The sequence below is a fragment of the Novosphingobium sp. ES2-1 genome, from assembly GCF_015169775.1.
In the GTDB taxonomy this organism is placed as follows: domain Bacteria; phylum Pseudomonadota; class Alphaproteobacteria; order Sphingomonadales; family Sphingomonadaceae; genus Novosphingobium; species Novosphingobium subterraneum.
In genome coordinates, this window is sequence record NZ_CP063445.1 from 966078 (window position 1) to 983374 (window position 17297).

The following is a 17297-nucleotide window of genomic DNA, read 5'->3' on the forward strand; positions in this document are numbered from 1 at the left end:
GCGGGGGCTTCCGGAGACGCCCCCGCGCACCGCTTACGGCTTGAGGTTGTCCAGCACCGCCTGCCACGGCACCATCTTGAAGTTCTGCGCGCGCGGCGCGTTATCGCCATCCTGCGCCACGAACAGGCCAGTAGGAAAGGCAGGGCCGAAGTCCCCAAGCATCAGTTCAATCCCGTCGGTATCGCTGGTTGCGCCGAACTGGCCTGCGACAATGCGGAAGCGGCCGCGCGGTTGCGCTGTGGTCAGATCGAACAGCGCATAGGCATTGTCGCCCTGGCTCGATGCGACGAGCATTCCGCCGTCCCGTCCTTCGGGTGCCAGCGCCAGCCCTTCGACATCTGCTGCCAGCCCCTTTTCCGCGCCGACCATGGCAAAGGCATCCGCCTGAAGGACCGCGGCGCGCAAGTCGACCCGCCAGATGCCAACGTCCTCCTCGGCCACGTAGAGCAGGCCGGTGCGGTCATCCACCACGCATCCCTCGGATTGCGTGCGGAAGCGGATAGAGCGCAGATGCCGCGCGGTGATCATGCCGCCAACCTCTTCTAGTGCGCTTTCCGCCACCGTGCCGTCCTTGAGCACGACATAGGCCCGCGCCAGTTCGCCTGCAGCCAGCGCCTTGCCCATGCAGAAGCCATAGGCCTCGGCTGGAGCGTGACCGGCCCCAAGGAAGCTCCTCACGCCAAGGCTGGTCAGCTTGCCCGTCGCGCCATCCAGCCGGAACAGCGCGATCTTAGGCTCAGCCAAGTCGCTGCGGTCGCTTGCCGCCACCAGCACGAAGCCGGGCCGCACCTCGCGCAAGTCGACATTGTTGAGCGCACCCGCCGCGACGAAATCGCGCACCTTGCCGTCAAGGCCATAGACATACAGCCCCGCCTTCTTGTCGGTGCCGACGATCAGGCTGGCCGCGGGATCAGCAGCATTGCGCCAGATCGCCGGGTCATCGGCGGCATCGGCATTGGCGGATCCGACCGGCGCGGTCTCAGCCGTCGCTGCCACGTCCACCGCCGGATAGGATGGTCGCGGGAACTCCTCCACGCTGGCGCAAGAAGAGAGGAACAGGACCGGGAGCAAAGCCCCCGATCCTGCCGTGACGAACTTGGCGAAAGCGGCCATCAGAAGTTCACCCGCACGCCCGCCGCATAGCGACGGCCGAAGCGTTCGTACTCGATGGTGTAGATGTCGGTGTGCGGCGTCGGGATTCCCGTGGCGGTCAGCAGGTTACCCGGCTCGGAATAGCGGCGGCCCGGCTTGTTCAGCAGGTTGGAGGCATCGAAATAGACCTCGAAGTTCTTCGTGATCGCATAGCGTGCCGAGAAGTCCATCTCGTCGTCGGCGGCCCAATAGGTATCGCCGGCATCGGTCAGGTCATCGGCATAGCCATCAAGCCAGGTGCTGCGGCGCTGGTACTGCAGGCGCAGCGACAGGCCGTACTTTTCATAATAGACGCCAAGGTTGTAGACCCAGTCGGACGTGCCGGGCAGGCGCACCTTGCGGGCAGGGACGTCGCCCACCGCAGGCTTGGTCACCTCGCTGTCGTTGTACGTGAGGTTGGCGCTGACGCCGAAGCCGCCCATGAAGTCTGGCAGGCCAAGGCTTTCGGTCCACGGTTCCAGCTGCAGCTGCGCCGCCACCTCGAAGCCGAAGATGCGCCCGTCACCGCCGTTGGTGATGCCGGTGAAGGTGTACTGCGAACGATCCACGCCACCGCTGTTGAGCACGTCCGAATTGAAGGTGCGGCGCTGCGAATAGAGCACGTCCTCGACCTTCTTGTAGAAGACGCCGGCCATCAGGTAGCCCTGCGGACGCACGTACCATTCGAAATAGGCATCCACGCCATAGGCGCGTTCCGGCTTCACGCCGGGATTGCCGCCCGAGATCGTCAGGTTCGCATCGTTCACGGTCACGTTCGGGCGGATCTGGTCATAGTCCGCACGCGCCGCGCCGCTGTTGAACGAAAGCCTGAACTTCTTGTCCTCGGCTAAGTCATAATTGAGGTGAAGGCTCGGGAAAACGAGGGTCTGGCTCGCCTCGGCGGTGACAATGCCCTTGGTTCCGGCGATGTCGGCCTCGGCAATCCCGCGGTTCTTCACGTGTTCGACACGGACACCGCCGACGATTGAACCCCAGTCGTACCGCAGCGTGCCCATGGCAAATCCGGCAAAGACCTGCTCGCGCACGTCATAGATGTTCGCGGTGTTGGGCGTGAAGGTGAAATTGGCCCGCGCCGCATCGGCATATTGGCGCATCTTGTCGGTATCGAAATACCGGAAGTTGTAGCCCATCGGGATCGCGCCGAGGAACGCCTGATCAAGCGAGAAGTCGTTGTAGTTGGTGGGAATCCCGATCGTGGCGAAGTCGCCCGCCGCTGTCAGCGAGATCTGGCTTTCGTCCACTATCTTGGTGCGCTGGTCGAACTGGAAACCCAGCTTGAATGTGGCATCGCTGCCAAGGAAGCTTGTGTCCTTCGCCACGATCAGCCGGCCAGTATAGGCCTTGGTCGTGTCCACCGCGTCAAGCAGACGCAACTCGGCAAGAGGCTTGGCGAAGGTGTCGATCGCCGTAACCGCATTGCCCGCCGTGTAGCGCGTCGGGCTGGAAAGCTGCACGGTGGTGAACAGCAGCGGCGTGTTGCGGCCGGGATTGGTGAAGTCATAAGCTATCGTCGGACGGGCAGAACGCGTGGAAGGGCTGTTCCAGCGCGCTTCGCCCACCACCGAACGGTCGTCCTTGGACTCGGTGTAGTTGCCCAGCCAGTTCACCTTCCAGCCTTCGCCGAACTCGTGCGTGCCTTCGAGGGTATTGGTGAAGATCGACTGCCGGAACGCGCGGAGCGTCGAGCGCTGGTTGATGTCGATTCCGTAGACTGTGCCCTTCAGCGGCGTGTTGCCGATGCACACGTCGGCATAGCCAGTCGTCGTCGGCATGGTGTTGACCGTGGTCGGGCAGGCGGCCGAGCTGTTCGGAAGGTCGCTCTGCTTGTCATCCATGTCGAAGATGTAGTTGTCGCGCGCCTCGTCGTCGGTGAAGATCGTGTAGATCGAACGCAGCGAAATCGTGTTCTGGCTGTCGGGCTTCCAGTCCATGCGCCCCGACACCGACCAGTTGCGGCGGCGCAGGCGATAGAGCTTGTTCTCGGTCTCGCGCGCCCAGAAGCGCGTGCCGTTGCCGGGGCGCTGATCCTGGCTGACGCGCTCCCAGTCGATCTCGAAATTGTCGGTGATCATGTTGCGTTCGAAGAAGCTGCCCGAGAGCAGCACGCCGATTTCGCCGTCGCCTGCCTTGAAGCGATCCGATACCACCAGCGATCCTTCGTATTCGCGCCGGTCGCCGAGTTCGGCATAGCCGATCCCGGCCTTGCCCTGCACGTGCAGCCCGTCGAAATCGAAGGCTGACCGGGTGATGACGTTGACGTTGCCCGAAACCGTCTCGCCCGGCATGTCCGGCGTTACCGCCTTGGACACGATGACCTGCTTGGCAATGGCCGAGGGGATCGAGTCAAACCGCGCATCGCGGCCCTCGGGGCTGACGACATTGATCCCGTCAAAGCTCAGCGTGGTCCAGTAGTTCGGCGCACCGCGCAGCGAGATGTAACGCGCCTGGCCCTGATCGCGCTCGATGGCGACGCCCGGCAGGCGGCTGGTGGCCTGCGCAATGTTCTGGTCGGGCAGGCGGCCGACGCCGTCGGACGACAGCACCGTGACCAGCGAATCCGACTTCTTCTGCACGTCGAGCGCGGCGGCTTCGGATTCGGCAATCGGACGCTCGCCGGTCACCACGATCGGCGCCTCGGCGCTTTCCTCGGCGGCGAGGTCTTCGGCAAAGGCTGGCGTGGAAGCGAGTGCGGCAACCGAACCCAGCAGCATCGCACGAACAAGGGTGCGGCTGCTCGCCGCGGAAAACACAGATGTCATGGTAAGCCCCCTGAATGACTTGGCTGGGGAGCCCCCTAGGCACTGCGTTTGACGGTCACGCGACAGTTCGAAGGCAGAACGAAGAATGCGTTTCAAACAGCCGTAACAATTGCGGAAAGAAGGGCGCGTGTTCGGTTCACACGCGACAAGCTGTCACGCAAATGTCAGGCGGCAGGCAAGTTGCAGTGCTGCACCAGCTCGCGCAGGTCGCGCGCCGCGCTGTCGCCGACAAGGTCCGGGTCGGGACTGTCGATCACGATCGTGCCGCCCTCGGCCCGCAGTCGCACCTCTTCCAGCACCCGCGCCGATCCCGCGCTCAGCCGCCGACACAGCCGCGCCGCATGTCCAAGGGTCCGCGCCTCGAACAGCAGGTCGTCCGGGGCGAGGGCGCTCCACGGCACCTGGCCGGCACCGCCCTTGCCAAGGCTCGCCCGCAAGGCGCTGGCCAGCGCGGCGCGCCCGGCGTTGTCCACGCCCACCCAGCGCTTCTGCAGGCCCCATTCCATCGGCAGCTCGCGCCGCAGGTTCGGCTCGACCCTGCCGGCGGCAAGGCACAGCATCACCGCCGCACGCCCGACTGCCGAATCCGCCAGCGCCGCAACCTCCCTGACCGCTGCCACCGTCGCCGCGACGAGTGCTGCGTCGACGCCGAGCGGCTCCACGAAGGCGCTGACTCCGGCCAGCAACGGATCCTCGCGCTGTACCGCGTCGGGCAGCGATCCGAACAGCACGCCCTCGCGCAGGCCCCAAGACGAGAACACGATACCCTTCGGCTCCAGCTTCTGCAGCAGCACCGCCAGCAACGCCGCGGCGTCGGGAATGCTTGCGGCCCGGCTCGCCGAAACGCCATCGATCTGCTGCAGCGCCTGCCCCCGCCGCGCGAACCGCTTTGCCAGCTCCAGCGCCTTGCCGGCATCGAGCGCGAAGCCGTGGGTGTCATCCAGCGGCCAGTCCAGCTGCACCATCATCGCACGGCCCAGCGCACGCATTGACCCGCCGACGAGGTAGAGCGTCGCTTCGGGCTCGGCCACCCAGTCGGCCCCTGCCAGCATCCGGCTGATCTCGCGCACGAACACCCTGTCGCCCCGTGCCCGCAACGGCGGCAGGCGGAGCGACCCCAGCGGCAGGCTTACCCCATGGCTCGTCCCGCCATCGGCAATGTCAACCAGTTCGAGGCTGCCACCACCAAGGTCTCCCACAATCCCCGAAGCCCCCGGAAATGCACCAAGCACGCCCGTCGCGCTCGTCTCGGCCTCTTCCACGCCCGAAAGCAGTCGCGGCTCAAAGCCGATTTCGCGAATCTTCGCCAGGAACTCCGGCCCGTTTGTCGCATCGCGCGCCGCAGCCGTCGCCACCACGTCCACGCGCGGCACCTGTGCAAGGTCAATCAGCGCCTTGTAGCGCCGCAGTGCCGCCAGCACGCTGTCCACCGCCTTGTCCGAAAGCCTGCCCGTCTCGGCCACGTGCTTGCCGAGCTTGGCCGTGACCTTCTCGTTGAGCAGCGTCACCGGCGCACGCGGCGGTCCGCCATAGACCACCAGCCGCACGGTGTTCGAACCGATGTCGATGATCGCGCGCGATTGCGCCCAATCGTAGATTGTTGGTTTGGCTTTCACTCAGCCACGGTTAGCCGCGCCGCGCCGCAACGCAAGCTTTGGAACCTTTCTTCCCTTGGAAAGCGCCGCACCGCGCCCGGAAAGCGACGGGTTGGTCATGAAATAGCCGTGGAGGTTGAATGAGGGATCGCCCTTTTCGAACCGCTCGTACTCGCCATCCGGCCCCAATTCCCAGCTCTGCTCGGTATCCAGTAGGTTCGCCAGCATCACCTGGTCAAGGATCTGGTCATGCACGGTCGGGTTCTTCACCGGCACCAGCACTTCCACCCGCCGACCCATATTGCGGCTCATCCCGTCGGCCGACGAGATGAACACCCGCGCCCGCTTGTTCGGCAGGTTGGCGCCATTGCCGAAGGCCCAGATGCGGCTGTGTTCGAGGAAGCGCCCGATGATCGACTTGACCTCGATCGTCTCCGAAAGCCCCGGCACGCCGGGCTTCAGGCAGCATATCCCGCGCACCACCAGCCGGATTTCCACGCCTGCCATGCTGGCAAGATAGAGCCGGTCGATAAGGTCGGGATCGGTCAGCTGGTTGAGCTTGGCCCAGATCATCGCCGGGCGGCCCTTCTTCGCCAGCATCACCTCGCGCTCGATGCATTCGTAAAGCCTCTCGCGCAGGTTGATCGGACTGATCGCCAGCAGTTCGGTGTGCTTGGGCTCGACATAGCCAGTCACGAAATTGAACAGCTGCCCGGCATCGCGCCCCATGCGCGGATCGGCGGTGAAGAACGACAGGTCGGTATAGATGCGCGCAGTAACCGGGTGATAATTGCCGGTGCCGAAGTGGCAGTATGTGCGATATCCGCCACCTTCACGCCGCACCACCATGCTCACCTTGGCATGGGTCTTCCAGTCGACAAAGCCGTAGATCACCTGAACGCCCGCGCGTTCCAGCTGTGCCGCCCACATCAGGTTCTGCTCTTCGTCGAAGCGCGCCTTGAGTTCGACCACGGCCGTCACCGACTTGCCCGCCTCAGCCGCAGCGATCAGCGCTGCGATCACGGCTGACTGCTTGCCGGCGCGATAAAGCGTCTGCTTGATCGCCACCACGTCAGGGTCGGCTGCGGCCTGCCGCAGGAAGTCGATCACCACCTCGAAGCTTTCGTACGGGTGATGGATCACCAGATCCTTCTCGCGGATGGCGGAAAAGCAGTCGCCGTCATGCTCGAGAATGCGTTCGGGATAGCGGGGGTTGTATGGATCGAATTTCAGATCCTGGCGGTCCTCTTCGATCACGGCAGACAGCCCGCTGATCGCCAGCAGTCCCCGACTCTTGATGACCAGCGCATGATCAAGCCTGAGCTGCTGGCGCAGCAGCTTCTCGGCGTCGGCGTCGAAGTTTTCCTGCAGGTGCAGGAGGATCACCTTGCCACGCCGCCGCCGCTGGATGGCGGTGCGGAAGTAGCGCACTAGATCCTCGGCATCTTCCTCGATCTCGATGTCACTGTCGCGCAGCACGCGGAAGGTGCCGTCACCCAGGATCTTGAACCCCGGAAAAAGCAGTGTCGCATGGCGCCGAACCAGTTCCTCGATCCCCACCCACGAAGCCTTGGGCCCGGGCAGACGCACGAAGCGCGGCAGGGCAGGGGGGATCAGGATCATTTCCGTCACTGCTGCACCATCGGCGGTGCGCTGCAGCTGAAACAGGATGCCGGTGCCCTGGTTGGCGATGAACGGGAAGGGGTGTGCCGGGTCGATGGCCTGCGGCGTCAGCACCGGGACGACGTGCTCTTCGAAGTAGTCGCGCAGCCACTCGGCCTCGCCCTTGTTCAGGGCATCGTTGTCGATGATGCGAATGCCGGCCTCGGCCAGTTCGTCCTTCAGATCGGCCAGCACGTCCTGCTGGGAATCGATAAGGTCCTTCACCGCGTCGAGCAGCGCACCCAACTGCTGCTGCGGGGTCTTTCCGTCGATAGAAAGCTCGTCGATCTGGCGGCGGACCTGCGCGGCGATCCCTGCCACGCGCACCATCATGAATTCGTCGAGATTGCTGCCGCTGATCGAAAGAAAGCGCAGCCGCTCCAGCAAGGGATAGTCGGGGTTGACTGCCTCGGCCAGGACGCGCCGGTTGAAGGCCAGCCAGCTCAGCTCACGATTGAAGAACCGCTCCTGAACCGGCGGCAAGTCTTCAATCTGCACGCTGCATTCCCCCGCTGACATCTTCAAGGCCATTGCGCATCTCGCGTTACAGTCGCGTGACAGTCCTGTTCCGGATGATTGCTGTCAACTCATCGTCACGCCGATGTCGCTGATCTGACGCCGAATCTCCATCATCCTGCAACAGCACACGCCTAGCAGGCCCTCGCCACACCGATGTGGTCTATGAGGGATAACACCATGCGTATCGTCGCCGTGCTGCTCGCCAGCGCTTCGCCCATTGCTGCCTTTGCAGTGGCTGCCCCGGCTTTTGCCGCAGAAGACGTCGCCCCAGCTGCTGACGCGGCTGCCGCTGCGGATTCCGCCAACGCCGAAATCGTCGTCTTGGGTTCGGGCCAGACCCGCCAGGTGCAGGAACTTTCCACGCAGGAGCTGACCATCCTCGCCTCGGGCACCAGCCCCTTGAAGGCCATCGAAAAGCTGCCCTCGGTCAATTTCCAGTCGGCCGACGCTTTCGGCAACTACGAATGGTCCACCCGCGTCACGATCCGCGGTTTCAGCCAGAACCAGCTTGGCTTCAATCTCGATGGCATTCCGCTGGGCGACATGTCCTACGGCAATGCCAACGGCCTTCACATCAGCCGCGCGATCAGCCCCGAGAACATCGGCGTGACGCGCGTCAGCCAGGGTTCGGGCTCGATTGCGGCACAGTCGACCAACAACCTCGGCGGTACGCTCGAGTTCTTCTCGATCGATCCCAAGGACGTGCTCGGAGCCGACGTGTCAGCCTCCTATGGTTCGGCGGAGACATACCGTGGTTTCGCCCGCGTCGCGCTCGGCACGGCTGACGGCGCGCGCGGCTACGCCTCGATCCAGTATCAGGATGGCAAGAAGTGGAAGGGCGATGGCAAGCAGCGCACGTTCATGGCCAATGCCAAGGCCGTGCTGCCGCTGGGCGAAACCGTCGATCTCGATGGCTACATCAGCTATTCCGACCGCGCAGAGCAGGACTACCAGGATCTCAGCCTCGAGATGATCGAGCGCCTTGGCTATGACTGGGACAACTTCGGTCCCTCGCGCTATGCCGAAGCCATCAACATTGCCGATATTGCCGCGAATACCGGCTACAGCGGCGTCACGCCGACCAACCCCGCTGCAGGCACCACCTATCCGTCGCCGATCGTAATTGCCGATGACGCCTATTATGATGCTTCGGGCCTGCGCAAGGATACACTTGCCGCGCTGGGCCTGACCATCCAGACCGGCGATACCGGCAAGTTCGCCATCAAGGGCTATTACCACGAGAACGACGGACAGGGCACTTGGGGCACGCCGTATCTGGCCAGCCCGTCGGGCGTGCCGATGTCGATCCGCACGACCGAATACGACATCAAGCGCAAGGGCGTGTTCGCCTCTTGGACGGGCGAATTCGGCTTCAACAGGCTGCTCGTCGGCGGTTGGTATGAAAAGAACGACTTCATCCAGTCGCGCCGCTTCTATGGATACGAAAGCCGAACCAATCCGGGCCGCGATCACCTTGATTTCCAGCGCAACCCGTTCTTCACGCAGTGGTCCATCGCGTTCGAAACCGACACGCTGCAATACTACGTTTCGGACGATATCGACCTTGGCGATCTCAAGGTGAATCTGGGCTGGAAGGGCTATTCGGTCGACACCAACGCCTTCGCGCTGGTCAATACCAACAGCCGCGCCACCGGTGACCTAAAGGTCGAGGACTGGTTCCAGCCGCATGTCGGCCTGAACTACAAGTTCGGCAACGGTCTCGAAGCCTTTGCGGGCTTCACGCAGGTGACGCGCGCCTATCAGGCTTCCACCACCAGCGGCCCGTTTTCGTCAACGCAGGCTGGCTTCGATGCGATCAAGGACACGATCAAGCCGGAAAGCTCGGACACCTACGAAGCGGGCTTGCGGTACAACACCGGCATCGTGAATGCCTCGCTCGCAGGCTATTATGTCGATTTCCGCGATCGCTTGCTGGTCATCCCGACTTCGCTCGGCATCGTCGGGGCCACCAACGCCCTGCAGAACGTTGGTTCGGTCCGCGCGCTCGGCATCGAAGCGGCGATGGACGTGAAGCTGCCGGGTGGCTTCGGCGCCTTCGCGTCCTACAGCTACAACGATACCACGTACCGCGATGATGTCGTCATCACTGCAGGAGGCGTCACCACCATCCGTCCCACCAAGGGCAAGACCGTGGTCGATACTCCCAAGCACCTGCTGCGCGCCGAACTGTCGTATGACAGTGACACCGTGTTCGGCCGGGTCGGCGTGAACTGGATGTCGAAGCGCTACTTCACCTACCTCAACGACCAGTCGGTGCCCGGTCGCGCGCTCGTCGATGCCACCATCGGCTTTCGCCTGAACATCGGCCAGCGCCAGCCGATCGAACTGCAGGTGAACGCGGTGAACCTGTTCGACAAGCGCTATGTCGCCACCATCGGCTCCAACGGCTTCGGCTTCAGCGGTGACAGCCAGACCCTGCTGGCAGGCGCGCCGCGTCAGGTCTTTGTCACGCTCAAGGCGGGCTTTTGATGATGCGCGGCCTTTCATCCGCAAGGGCCCTGATGGCGGGCGTCGTGCTGCTTGGCAGCACGGCGCCCGTCGTCGTTAAGGCCCAGGAGGCACGCAAGTCCGTCCTACTGGTCTCGATCGACGGTCTGCGCCCCGGCGACGTGCTTGAAGCCGACAAGCGTGGCCTCAGGATTCCCAACTTGCGCCGGTTCCTCAAGGAAGGGGCCTATGCCACTGGTGTGATGGGCAATCTTCCCACTGTCACCTATCCCAGTCACACTACCCTGCTCACCGGCGTCGCCCCGGCGATGCACGGCATCGTCAGCAACACCACCTTCGATCCCAGGCAGATCAACTACGGCGGCTGGTACTGGTACGCGCAGGACATCACCGCGCCCACGCTGTGGGACGCCGCCAAGGCAGCGGGCTTAACCACCGGCAACGTCCACTGGCCAGTCAGCGTCGGGGTCAGGTCGCTCACCTGGAACATGCCGCAGATCTGGCGTTCGGGCCACGGCGATGACCGCAAGCTGATCCGCGCGCTGGCGACGGACGGCCTCTACGAAGCGCTCGAACACGATTGCGGCGCCTATGCCGACGGGATCGACGAAGGTGTCCAGGCGGACGAGAACCGCACGAAGTTCGCCGTGCGCCTGATCGAGACGAAGAAGCCGGAGTTCCTGACGGTCTACCTCGCTGCGCTCGACCATGAGGAACACCTTTTTGGCCCGGGGAGCGCCGAGGCGAACGCCGTGCTCGAACGTCTGGATGCCGCTGTCGGCAAGCTCGTCGCCGCCGAACTCGCCGCGCGCCCCGACGCGACAATCGCGCTGGTCAGCGACCACGGCTTCGTCGCCACCGACACCGAAGTGAACCTGTTCCGCCCGTTCATCGACGCTGGCCTCATCAAGCTTGGCGCCGACGGCAAGGTCGCATCGTGGGACGCCATGCCGTGGCCGTCGGGCGGCTCGATCGCCATCGTCCTCGCCCGCCTCGATGACGCCACGCTCAGCGGTCTGGTCGGAGCACTGTTGGAAAAGCTTGCCGCCGATCCGCAGGCGAAGATCGCAAGGGTGATCGACAGGGCGGAGATTGCCAGACTGGGTGGCAATCCGCAGGCCAGCTTCTTCGTCGATCTGAAGCCGGGCGCGCTGGCAGGGAACTTTGCGGTCGACGCGCCGCTCTCGAAACCCTCGCGCTACAAGGGGATGCACGGCTATTTTCCGGCAATGCCCGAGATGCGATCGACCTTCCTCGTGATGGGCAAGGGCGTGGCCAGGGGGCGCAGTCTGGGCGAGATCGATATGCGCGCGATCGCTCCGACCTTGGCCAATGCCATGGGGGCGAAACTGCCCGATGCACAGGTCCCTGCTGTGAAGGTCGGCGAATAGGCTTTGCCCTTCAATCTCCGGGGAGAGTTGCGGCTCTGCCCCGGAGAGTTGGGGTAGAGTTGCCCGAGAGTCCACAAGAGTTGGAAAGCTCTCCGGATGGCGACCACGTTGCGGAATCTTGACGAGATTCGAATGCGTTGGCGCGACTCAGCGGGCCTGCCGCAAAAGTCTACGGCGCATTCCCGCTAACAATTGGCAAACCATGAAACGCGGCCTTTTTCGCACGATCGACACATTCCTGGGGGAATGCGCCCGCGTCCACGAAGACGCCGGCGACGCCTTTCCTTACCTCCGTCCCGAACTCTATCGCCGGCTTGGTTTTACCCCGGCCTACGAAGAACTGCCTTTTCGCGCAGATGCCACTGAGGCTGCGGCACGGCGGCGGGCCTGACGCACAAGAAAAAGAGCCCCCGCTTTCGCAGGGGCTCTGATGTTCTTGCCACAAGGCGTTGGGTTTACACCCTTTCCTTCAGCACCTCGGCCAGCGTCTCGCCCAGCAGCGAGGGCGAGGCGGAGACCTTGATGCCGGCGGCTTCCATGGCCGCGATCTTGCTTTCAGCATCGCCCTTGCCGCCCGAGACGATGGCGCCGGCATGGCCCATGCGGCGGCCCGGAGGCGCGGTGCGGCCCGCGATGAAGCCGGCCATCGGCTTCTTGCGGCCACGCTTGGCCTCGTCGATCAGGAACTGTGCGGCCTGCTCCTCGGCATCGCCGCCGATCTCGCCGATCATGATGATCGACTTGGTGGCTTCGTCGGCCAGGAACAGTTCGAGCACGTCGATGAAGTTGGTACCGTTGACCGGGTCGCCGCCGATGCCGACTGCGGTGGTCTGGCCAAGGCCGATGGCCGAGGTCTGGAACACCGCCTCATAGGTCAGCGTGCCCGAGCGCGAGACCACGCCGACCGAGCCTTCCTTGAAGATCGAACCGGGCATGATGCCGATCTTGCACTGGTTGGGCGTCAGCACGCCGGGGCAGTTCGGACCGATCAGGCGGCTCTTCGAACCCGACAGCGCGCGCTTGACCTTGACCATGTCGAGCACGGGCACGCCCTCGGTGATCGCCACGATCAGATCCATCTCGGCATCGATCGCCTCGAGGATGGCGTCGGCGCAGCCCGAAGGCGGCACGTAGACGCATGATGCGGTCGCACCGGTGACGGCCTTGGCCTCGGCCACGGTATCGAACTGCGGCAGGCCGATGTGGGTCGTGCCGCCCTTGCCGGGGGTCACGCCGCCAACCATCTGCGTGCCGTAGTCAAGCGCAGCCTGCGTGTGGAAGCTGCCGGTCTTGCCGGTCATCCCCTGCGTGATGACCTTGGTGTTCTTGTCGACGAGAATGCTCATTATGCAACCTTCCGGACTTCAGCGACGATCTTCTTGGCGGCATCGCCGAGGTCGTTGGCGGGGACGATGGGCAGGCCGGAGTTGGCGAGGATGTCCTTGCCCTGCTGGACGTTGGTGCCTTCGAGGCGGACGACCAGCGGAACCTGCAGGTTCACTTCCTTGGCCGCGGCAACGATGCCGTCGGCGATGATGTCGCACTTCATGATCCCGCCGAAGATGTTGACGAGAATGCCCTTCACCGCCGGGTCCTTGAGGATGATCTTGAACGCCGCGGTGACCTTCTCGGTCGTCGCGCCGCCGCCCACGTCGAGGAAGTTGGCGGGGAATTCGCCGTTCAGCTTGATGATGTCCATCGTCGCCATGGCAAGGCCGGCGCCGTTGACCATGCAGCCGATGTTGCCGTCGAGCTTGATGTAGGCAAGGTCGTACTTGCTGGCTTCGATCTCGGCCGGGTCTTCCTCGGTCTCGTCGCGCAGCGCCATCACGTCGGGGTGGCGGTAGAGCGAGTTCGAATCGAAGCTCATCTTGGTGTCGAGGACGAGCAGGTTGCCGTCCTTGGTCTCGACCAGCGGGTTGATCTCGAGCATGTCGCAATCCAATGCCACGAAGGCGTTGTAGAGCTGCTCGGCGATCTTGCCGGCCTGCTTGTTGAGATCTCCGGTCAGCTTGAGCGCATAGCCGACGGCGCGGCCGTGGTGCGGCATGAAGCCTTCGGCCGGGTCGATGGTGATCGTCGCGATCTTCTCAGGGGTCGAATGCGCGACCTCCTCGATGTCCATGCCGCCCTCGGTCGAGACGATCATCGCGACGCGGCTCGAAGCGCGGTCGACGACCATCGAGAGGTAGTATTCCTTCGCGATATCAACGCCATCGGTGATGTAGAGGCGATTGACCTGCTTGCCGGCCTCGCCGGTCTGCACCGTGACGAGCGTGTTGCCGAGCATCTCCTTTGCAAAGGCCTCGACTTCCTCGATGCTCTTGGCCAGGCGCACGCCGCCCTTGGCATCGGCAGGCAGTTCCTTGAACTTGCCCTTGCCGCGACCGCCGGCATGGATCTGCGCCTTGACCACATAGAGCGGACCCGGAAGCTGCTTGGCCGCAGCAACCGCTTCCTCAACCGTCAGCGCCGCAATCCCAGCCGGAATGCCGACACCAAACTTCGCAAGCAGTTCCTTCGCCTGGTACTCATGGACGTTCATTCAACATCTCCTTGGCGCCGAGCGCCATATCGACCACCAGTACGCAGGAAGCATGAAGCTTGCCGCCCTGTTCACTGGTGCAAAAGTTCGCCACAGCGCGCTCTCAACCCTGTATCAGCAGCCCGCAGGCCGGTCAGGAGATACCGCAAGCACGGGTTTCCCGGACAGATCAGGGCCGTGAGCGGCCTTCCGCGCAGCCTCCGTGCATTCCACGGCTTGGCCTGTCAAATGCAATTCCGCAAACTTGCGAATCTCCGATTTGCAACCATCCACGCCATCGGACAGCTCATCCACAGTGCTTGGCCGGGGCAAGGCGAGGCGACGCAGCATCGCTCATCGTCTCCCGCCTGGGGCGACGCCACCGATCGGCTTGGTAAATCGACAGAACGCCCGCTGCGTGGGGGATGCCGTTGCCACGGCAGCGAATTGGCCCGGACCCGCCGACGGCTTCCGACCGTTGAAGGGGGGACACCCTCAACCGGAGATTAATCATGGATTCGAACAACCCGACATTCGGCACGACGGCAAGCACGAACAGGGCAAGCATGAACGGGGCGAGTGTGACTGGCGGCGATCCGGATGGCGATGTCACCGTACTCAACACGCTGATTGCGACATTGCTGGACAGCGTCGAGGGCTACCAGACATCAGCCGAAGATGTCGACAACGAGCAGTATCGTCGCATCTTTCTTGACCGTGCACGCGAACGGCAGTCAGTTGTCACGAAACTGCAGGCTGCAGTTGGCCAGCTGGGCGGGAATCCCGAGGACGACAGTTCGACCATGGGGGCGATCCATCGCGCGTTTGTCGATCTGAAGTCGGCAGTCATGGGCCGCGACGACAAGGCCATCATCAACGAGGTCGAACGTGGCGAAGACTATCTGAAGGAAAAGTTCGAGACCGCGATGAACAATGCGGATCTCTCGGCTATTGCGAGGCAGGCCGTCAACGAGGCCTGGGGCTCAGTGCGCGAAGGCCATGACCAGATGCGCAACCTGAAGCACGGACTTGCGCGCTGAGCCAGCCGTTTTCCTGACCATCAGGCCATCAGCCTGAGTGCCTGCCGGACGATCTCGGGTGCGAGTTCGTCCGGCATTGGTTCCAGCGGATGTGCGCGCAGCATCGCTCGGTTGGTCTGAAGCGCAAACCCGAAGATCGCGCTCCAGATCGTGGCGATGCGCAGGCTGCGCTCACGCTCGGACAAGTGCCCCGTGGCGCGCGAGACTTCACGTCGCAACATCTGGAAGCCCACTTCCTGTTCAGGGGCAAGCTCGGGCGCAAGCTGTGGGCGGACCAGTTCGCTTTCGTACATCAGCGTGAACATGTTCGGATTTGCAGCAGCGAACCGGATGAAGTGAAGAAGGTTGGCGAAAAGCACTTCCTCTGGCGCATCTGCGACCGCTTTTTCGGTTTCGGCGAAAAGTTGGCGATACCCTTCGAGGGCCACCGCAACGAGCAGCGCCCGTCGATCGGGAAAATGGTGATACGGCGCCCCAGGAGACACGCCGATCTCTTCAGCCAACTTTCGAATCGACAACCCTTCATGACCTTCGCGCGCGACGAACGCGCAGGCCGCTGCGAGCAGCTCGCTGCGTAGATCGTCGCGGTGCGAAGGCTTGCCCCGCCGTTCCCGTATCGCTGCGTTCCCCGTCATTCCTGCAGCTTTGCTTGGTTTGACGCCAATGCGCAAGCCGCTTGCGCACCCTCTTGCGCCCCCCTTGCCCTCGTATTGATCATCGATTAATAGGCGCTCAAATAAGCGGTGATCAATAGCGTCAATCCGGACGCCGCCGCGACAGGAGAGGTTAGCGTGAGCAGCTTCAAGTATGGCGTATCGCTGTACAGCTACACTGATGACTTCGGCACGGTGATGACGCTGGACGATGCGTTCGATCATGTTGCCGACACCGGCTCGACCGGCATCGAGATCCTTGGCGAGACGAGCGTGCCGCTCTATCCTGAGCCGCCCGTTGCGTGGATCGACGACTGGTTTGCCAAGCTTGAGCGCTTTCGGCTCGAGCCGACCAATTTTGCTTGCTGGGTCGACACGCGCATCCAGCTGGACCGCAACATGAGCGTCGAAGAGGGCGCGGCGCAGATCGCGCAAGACCTGCGTCTGGCGCACAAGCTGGGCTTCAAGTTCATCCGGCCCAAGTTCGGCGTGATCGACCATGACCTGACGCCGGACCCAATCTGGGAAGGTGCGGTCGAACGGAATCTCGATCTTGCGCACGAGCTGGACCTGGTGATCCTGCCCGAGATCCATTCGCCCACGCCGATCCGTCATCCCGTCACCGAGGCCTATGTGAAGTTCATCGAGCGCACCGGCACGAAGAACTTCGGCCTGATGATCGACACCGGCATCTTTCAGGATCGCCCGATCGATCACTGGGGTGGTGGCATCACCGACGAGATCAAGAAGGGTGCGCTGAGCTTCCTCAATGGCATCAACACGCCGGTCGAGCATCTGGCCGACGTGATCCAGTACGTGCCGTTCATCCAGGCGAAGTTCCACAACATCGACGAGACGCTGCACGACCACCAGATCCCGTGGGAGCGCATCGTGCCGATGCTCAAGAAGCTCGGCTACGCCGGTTATCTGTCGAGCGAGTACGAGGGTAAGCGCGACCCTTGGGTGGCGATCGAGCAGGTGCGCCGCCAGCACGCACTGATCCGCAAGCTCGAAGAAGAATATGACGCCGCGACCATGGAGGCGGCCAATGCTTGAGCGCAGCCACATCCAGAGCACCGGCTTCCGCAACGTGGGGCCTGAAGGTGCGCGCACCGGGTTCGAGGTCCGCATCCGCCAGGCCAACTACCGCTCCTCGCGGCTGAGCCTGATCGAGGGCGTGGACATTACCGTCGACGGCGTCGTCTATCCCGCCGAGGGCAACCTGTTTCGTCTCGGCGACAAGGAATATACCCGGGATGAACTGAACGAAGCGACGCAGACCCGTCTTTACGTTGGCGACTACTTCACCGTGGTCGTTCCCAAGGAGGGCGGCCTGACGCGCGGGGTTCATCTCGTGGGCAGCGCGATCCGATATCGCCACCCCTATTTTCCGCCAGAATTTCAACCCGCCATCGTCCGCAACGAACGCCACGCGACGATCATCCTCCCCTGAAGGGCCGAACCTCCGGGGTGGAGCGCCGGCGGTGCGGACCGGTGGGCACCAGCACATTTCCGCATAATCGTTCAGAGGGA

13 protein-coding genes are annotated in these 17297 nt (G+C 63.4%); 6 read left to right on the forward strand and 7 right to left on the reverse strand.

Translation table 11 applies throughout. The features are described from left to right. Nucleotides 1-33: 33 nt before the first annotated feature. From IM701_RS04735 to IM701_RS04750, 4 genes are all read right to left on the reverse strand, one after another. A complete protein-coding gene (locus IM701_RS04735) occupies nt 34-1113 on the reverse strand; it encodes a phytase (protein ID WP_193827947.1) in 1080 nt (359 codons plus the stop codon). Further along, nucleotides 1113-3911 carry a TonB-dependent receptor gene (locus tag IM701_RS04740; protein WP_193827948.1) on the reverse strand — a complete coding sequence of 933 codons (2799 nt, stop codon included), beginning with the start codon at nt 3909-3911 and terminating at the stop codon, nt 1113-1115. The genes IM701_RS04735 and IM701_RS04740 overlap by 1 nt, the downstream gene beginning before the upstream one ends. Before the next feature lie 164 nt (nt 3912-4075). Then, nucleotides 4076-5527, reverse strand: a complete 1452-nt coding sequence (locus tag IM701_RS04745) for a Ppx/GppA family phosphatase (protein ID WP_193827949.1) — start codon at nt 5525-5527, stop codon at nt 4076-4078. After that, nucleotides 5528-7687: an RNA degradosome polyphosphate kinase gene (locus IM701_RS04750; protein WP_230487843.1), complete on the reverse strand. Its 2160-nt coding sequence runs from the start codon at nt 7685-7687 to the stop codon at nt 5528-5530. It abuts the gene before it with no gap. A gap of 177 nt (nt 7688-7864) precedes the next feature. Between IM701_RS04750 and IM701_RS04755 the strand changes: the two genes are divergently transcribed. The 3 genes from IM701_RS04755 (at nt 7865) to IM701_RS04765 (ending at nt 11938) form a co-directional block, all read left to right on the forward strand. After that, on the forward strand, nt 7865-10177 hold the full coding sequence (locus tag IM701_RS04755; RefSeq protein ID WP_193827951.1) for a TonB-dependent receptor domain-containing protein: 2313 nt from the start codon (nt 7865-7867) through the stop codon (nt 10175-10177). A gap of 2 nt (nt 10178-10179) precedes the next feature. Continuing rightward, a complete protein-coding gene (locus tag IM701_RS04760; RefSeq protein ID WP_193828344.1) occupies nt 10180-11547 on the forward strand; it encodes an alkaline phosphatase family protein in 1368 nt (455 codons plus the stop codon). Between the two features lie 202 nt (nt 11548-11749). Then, entirely contained in the window at nt 11750-11938 is a 189-nt protein-coding gene (locus IM701_RS04765; RefSeq protein WP_039337629.1) for a hypothetical protein, read from the forward strand. Nucleotides 11939-12002: 64 nt separating this feature from the next. Here IM701_RS04765 and sucD read toward each other — a convergent pair whose 3' ends face one another. Together sucD and sucC are read right to left on the reverse strand one after the other, a co-directional pair. Next, the gene (gene sucD / locus IM701_RS04770) at nt 12003-12893 is read right to left on the reverse strand and encodes a succinate--CoA ligase subunit alpha (RefSeq protein ID WP_193827952.1); all 891 of its coding nucleotides are present in this window, start codon (nt 12891-12893) and stop codon (nt 12003-12005) included. Beyond that, nucleotides 12893-14092 carry an ADP-forming succinate--CoA ligase subunit beta gene (gene sucC, locus IM701_RS04775; protein ID WP_039337175.1) on the reverse strand — a complete coding sequence of 400 codons (1200 nt, stop codon included), beginning with the start codon at nt 14090-14092 and terminating at the stop codon, nt 12893-12895. The genes sucD and sucC overlap by 1 nt, the downstream gene beginning before the upstream one ends. A 491-nt stretch (nt 14093-14583) precedes the next feature. Between sucC and IM701_RS04780 the strand changes: the two genes are divergently transcribed. Then, a complete protein-coding gene (locus tag IM701_RS04780) occupies nt 14584-15111 on the forward strand; it encodes a PA2169 family four-helix-bundle protein (protein ID WP_193827953.1) in 528 nt (175 codons plus the stop codon). Nucleotides 15112-15131: 20 nt separating this feature from the next. On the opposite strand, the gene IM701_RS04785 is transcribed toward IM701_RS04780, so the two are convergent. Next, nucleotides 15132-15782 (reverse strand): TetR/AcrR family transcriptional regulator, encoded by a 651-nt coding sequence (locus IM701_RS04785; RefSeq protein WP_230487803.1) that lies wholly within the window; start codon nt 15780-15782, stop codon nt 15132-15134. Between the two features lie 120 nt (nt 15783-15902). Here IM701_RS04785 and IM701_RS04790 point away from each other — a divergent pair, with 120 nt between their 5' ends. Together IM701_RS04790 and IM701_RS04795 are read left to right on the forward strand one after the other, a co-directional pair. Continuing rightward, a complete protein-coding gene (locus IM701_RS04790) occupies nt 15903-16820 on the forward strand; it encodes a sugar phosphate isomerase/epimerase (RefSeq protein WP_193827954.1) in 918 nt (305 codons plus the stop codon). Next, nucleotides 16813-17217 carry a DUF6379 domain-containing protein gene (locus tag IM701_RS04795; RefSeq protein ID WP_039338632.1) on the forward strand — a complete coding sequence of 135 codons (405 nt, stop codon included), beginning with the start codon at nt 16813-16815 and terminating at the stop codon, nt 17215-17217. Before IM701_RS04790 ends, IM701_RS04795 begins: the two co-directional genes overlap by 8 nt. Nucleotides 17218-17297: the final 80 nt, after the last annotated feature.

Bases quoted from the DNA above. Each gene is read 5' to 3' on its own strand.
- IM701_RS04735 (WP_193827947.1), bottom strand. From the start codon at position 1,113: ATGGCCGCTTTCGCCAAGTTCGTCACGGCAGGATCGGGGGCTTTGCTC.
- IM701_RS04740 (WP_193827948.1), bottom strand. From the start codon at position 3,911: ATGACATCTGTGTTTTCCGCGGCGAGCAGCCGCACCCTTGTTCGTGCG.
- IM701_RS04750 (WP_230487843.1), bottom strand. From the start codon at position 7,687: ATGTCAGCGGGGGAATGCAGCGTGCAGATTGAAGACTTGCCGCCGGTT.
- IM701_RS04755 (WP_193827951.1), top strand. From the start codon at position 7,865: ATGCGTATCGTCGCCGTGCTGCTCGCCAGCGCTTCGCCCATTGCTGCC.
- IM701_RS04760 (WP_193828344.1), top strand. From the start codon at position 10,180: ATGCGCGGCCTTTCATCCGCAAGGGCCCTGATGGCGGGCGTCGTGCTG.
- IM701_RS04765 (WP_039337629.1), top strand. From the start codon at position 11,750: ATGAAACGCGGCCTTTTTCGCACGATCGACACATTCCTGGGGGAATGC.
- sucD (WP_193827952.1), bottom strand. From the start codon at position 12,893: ATGAGCATTCTCGTCGACAAGAACACCAAGGTCATCACGCAGGGGATG.
- sucC (WP_039337175.1), bottom strand. From the start codon at position 14,092: ATGAACGTCCATGAGTACCAGGCGAAGGAACTGCTTGCGAAGTTTGGT.
- IM701_RS04780 (WP_193827953.1), top strand. From the start codon at position 14,584: ATGGATTCGAACAACCCGACATTCGGCACGACGGCAAGCACGAACAGG.
- IM701_RS04795 (WP_039338632.1), top strand. From the start codon at position 16,813: ATGCTTGAGCGCAGCCACATCCAGAGCACCGGCTTCCGCAACGTGGGG.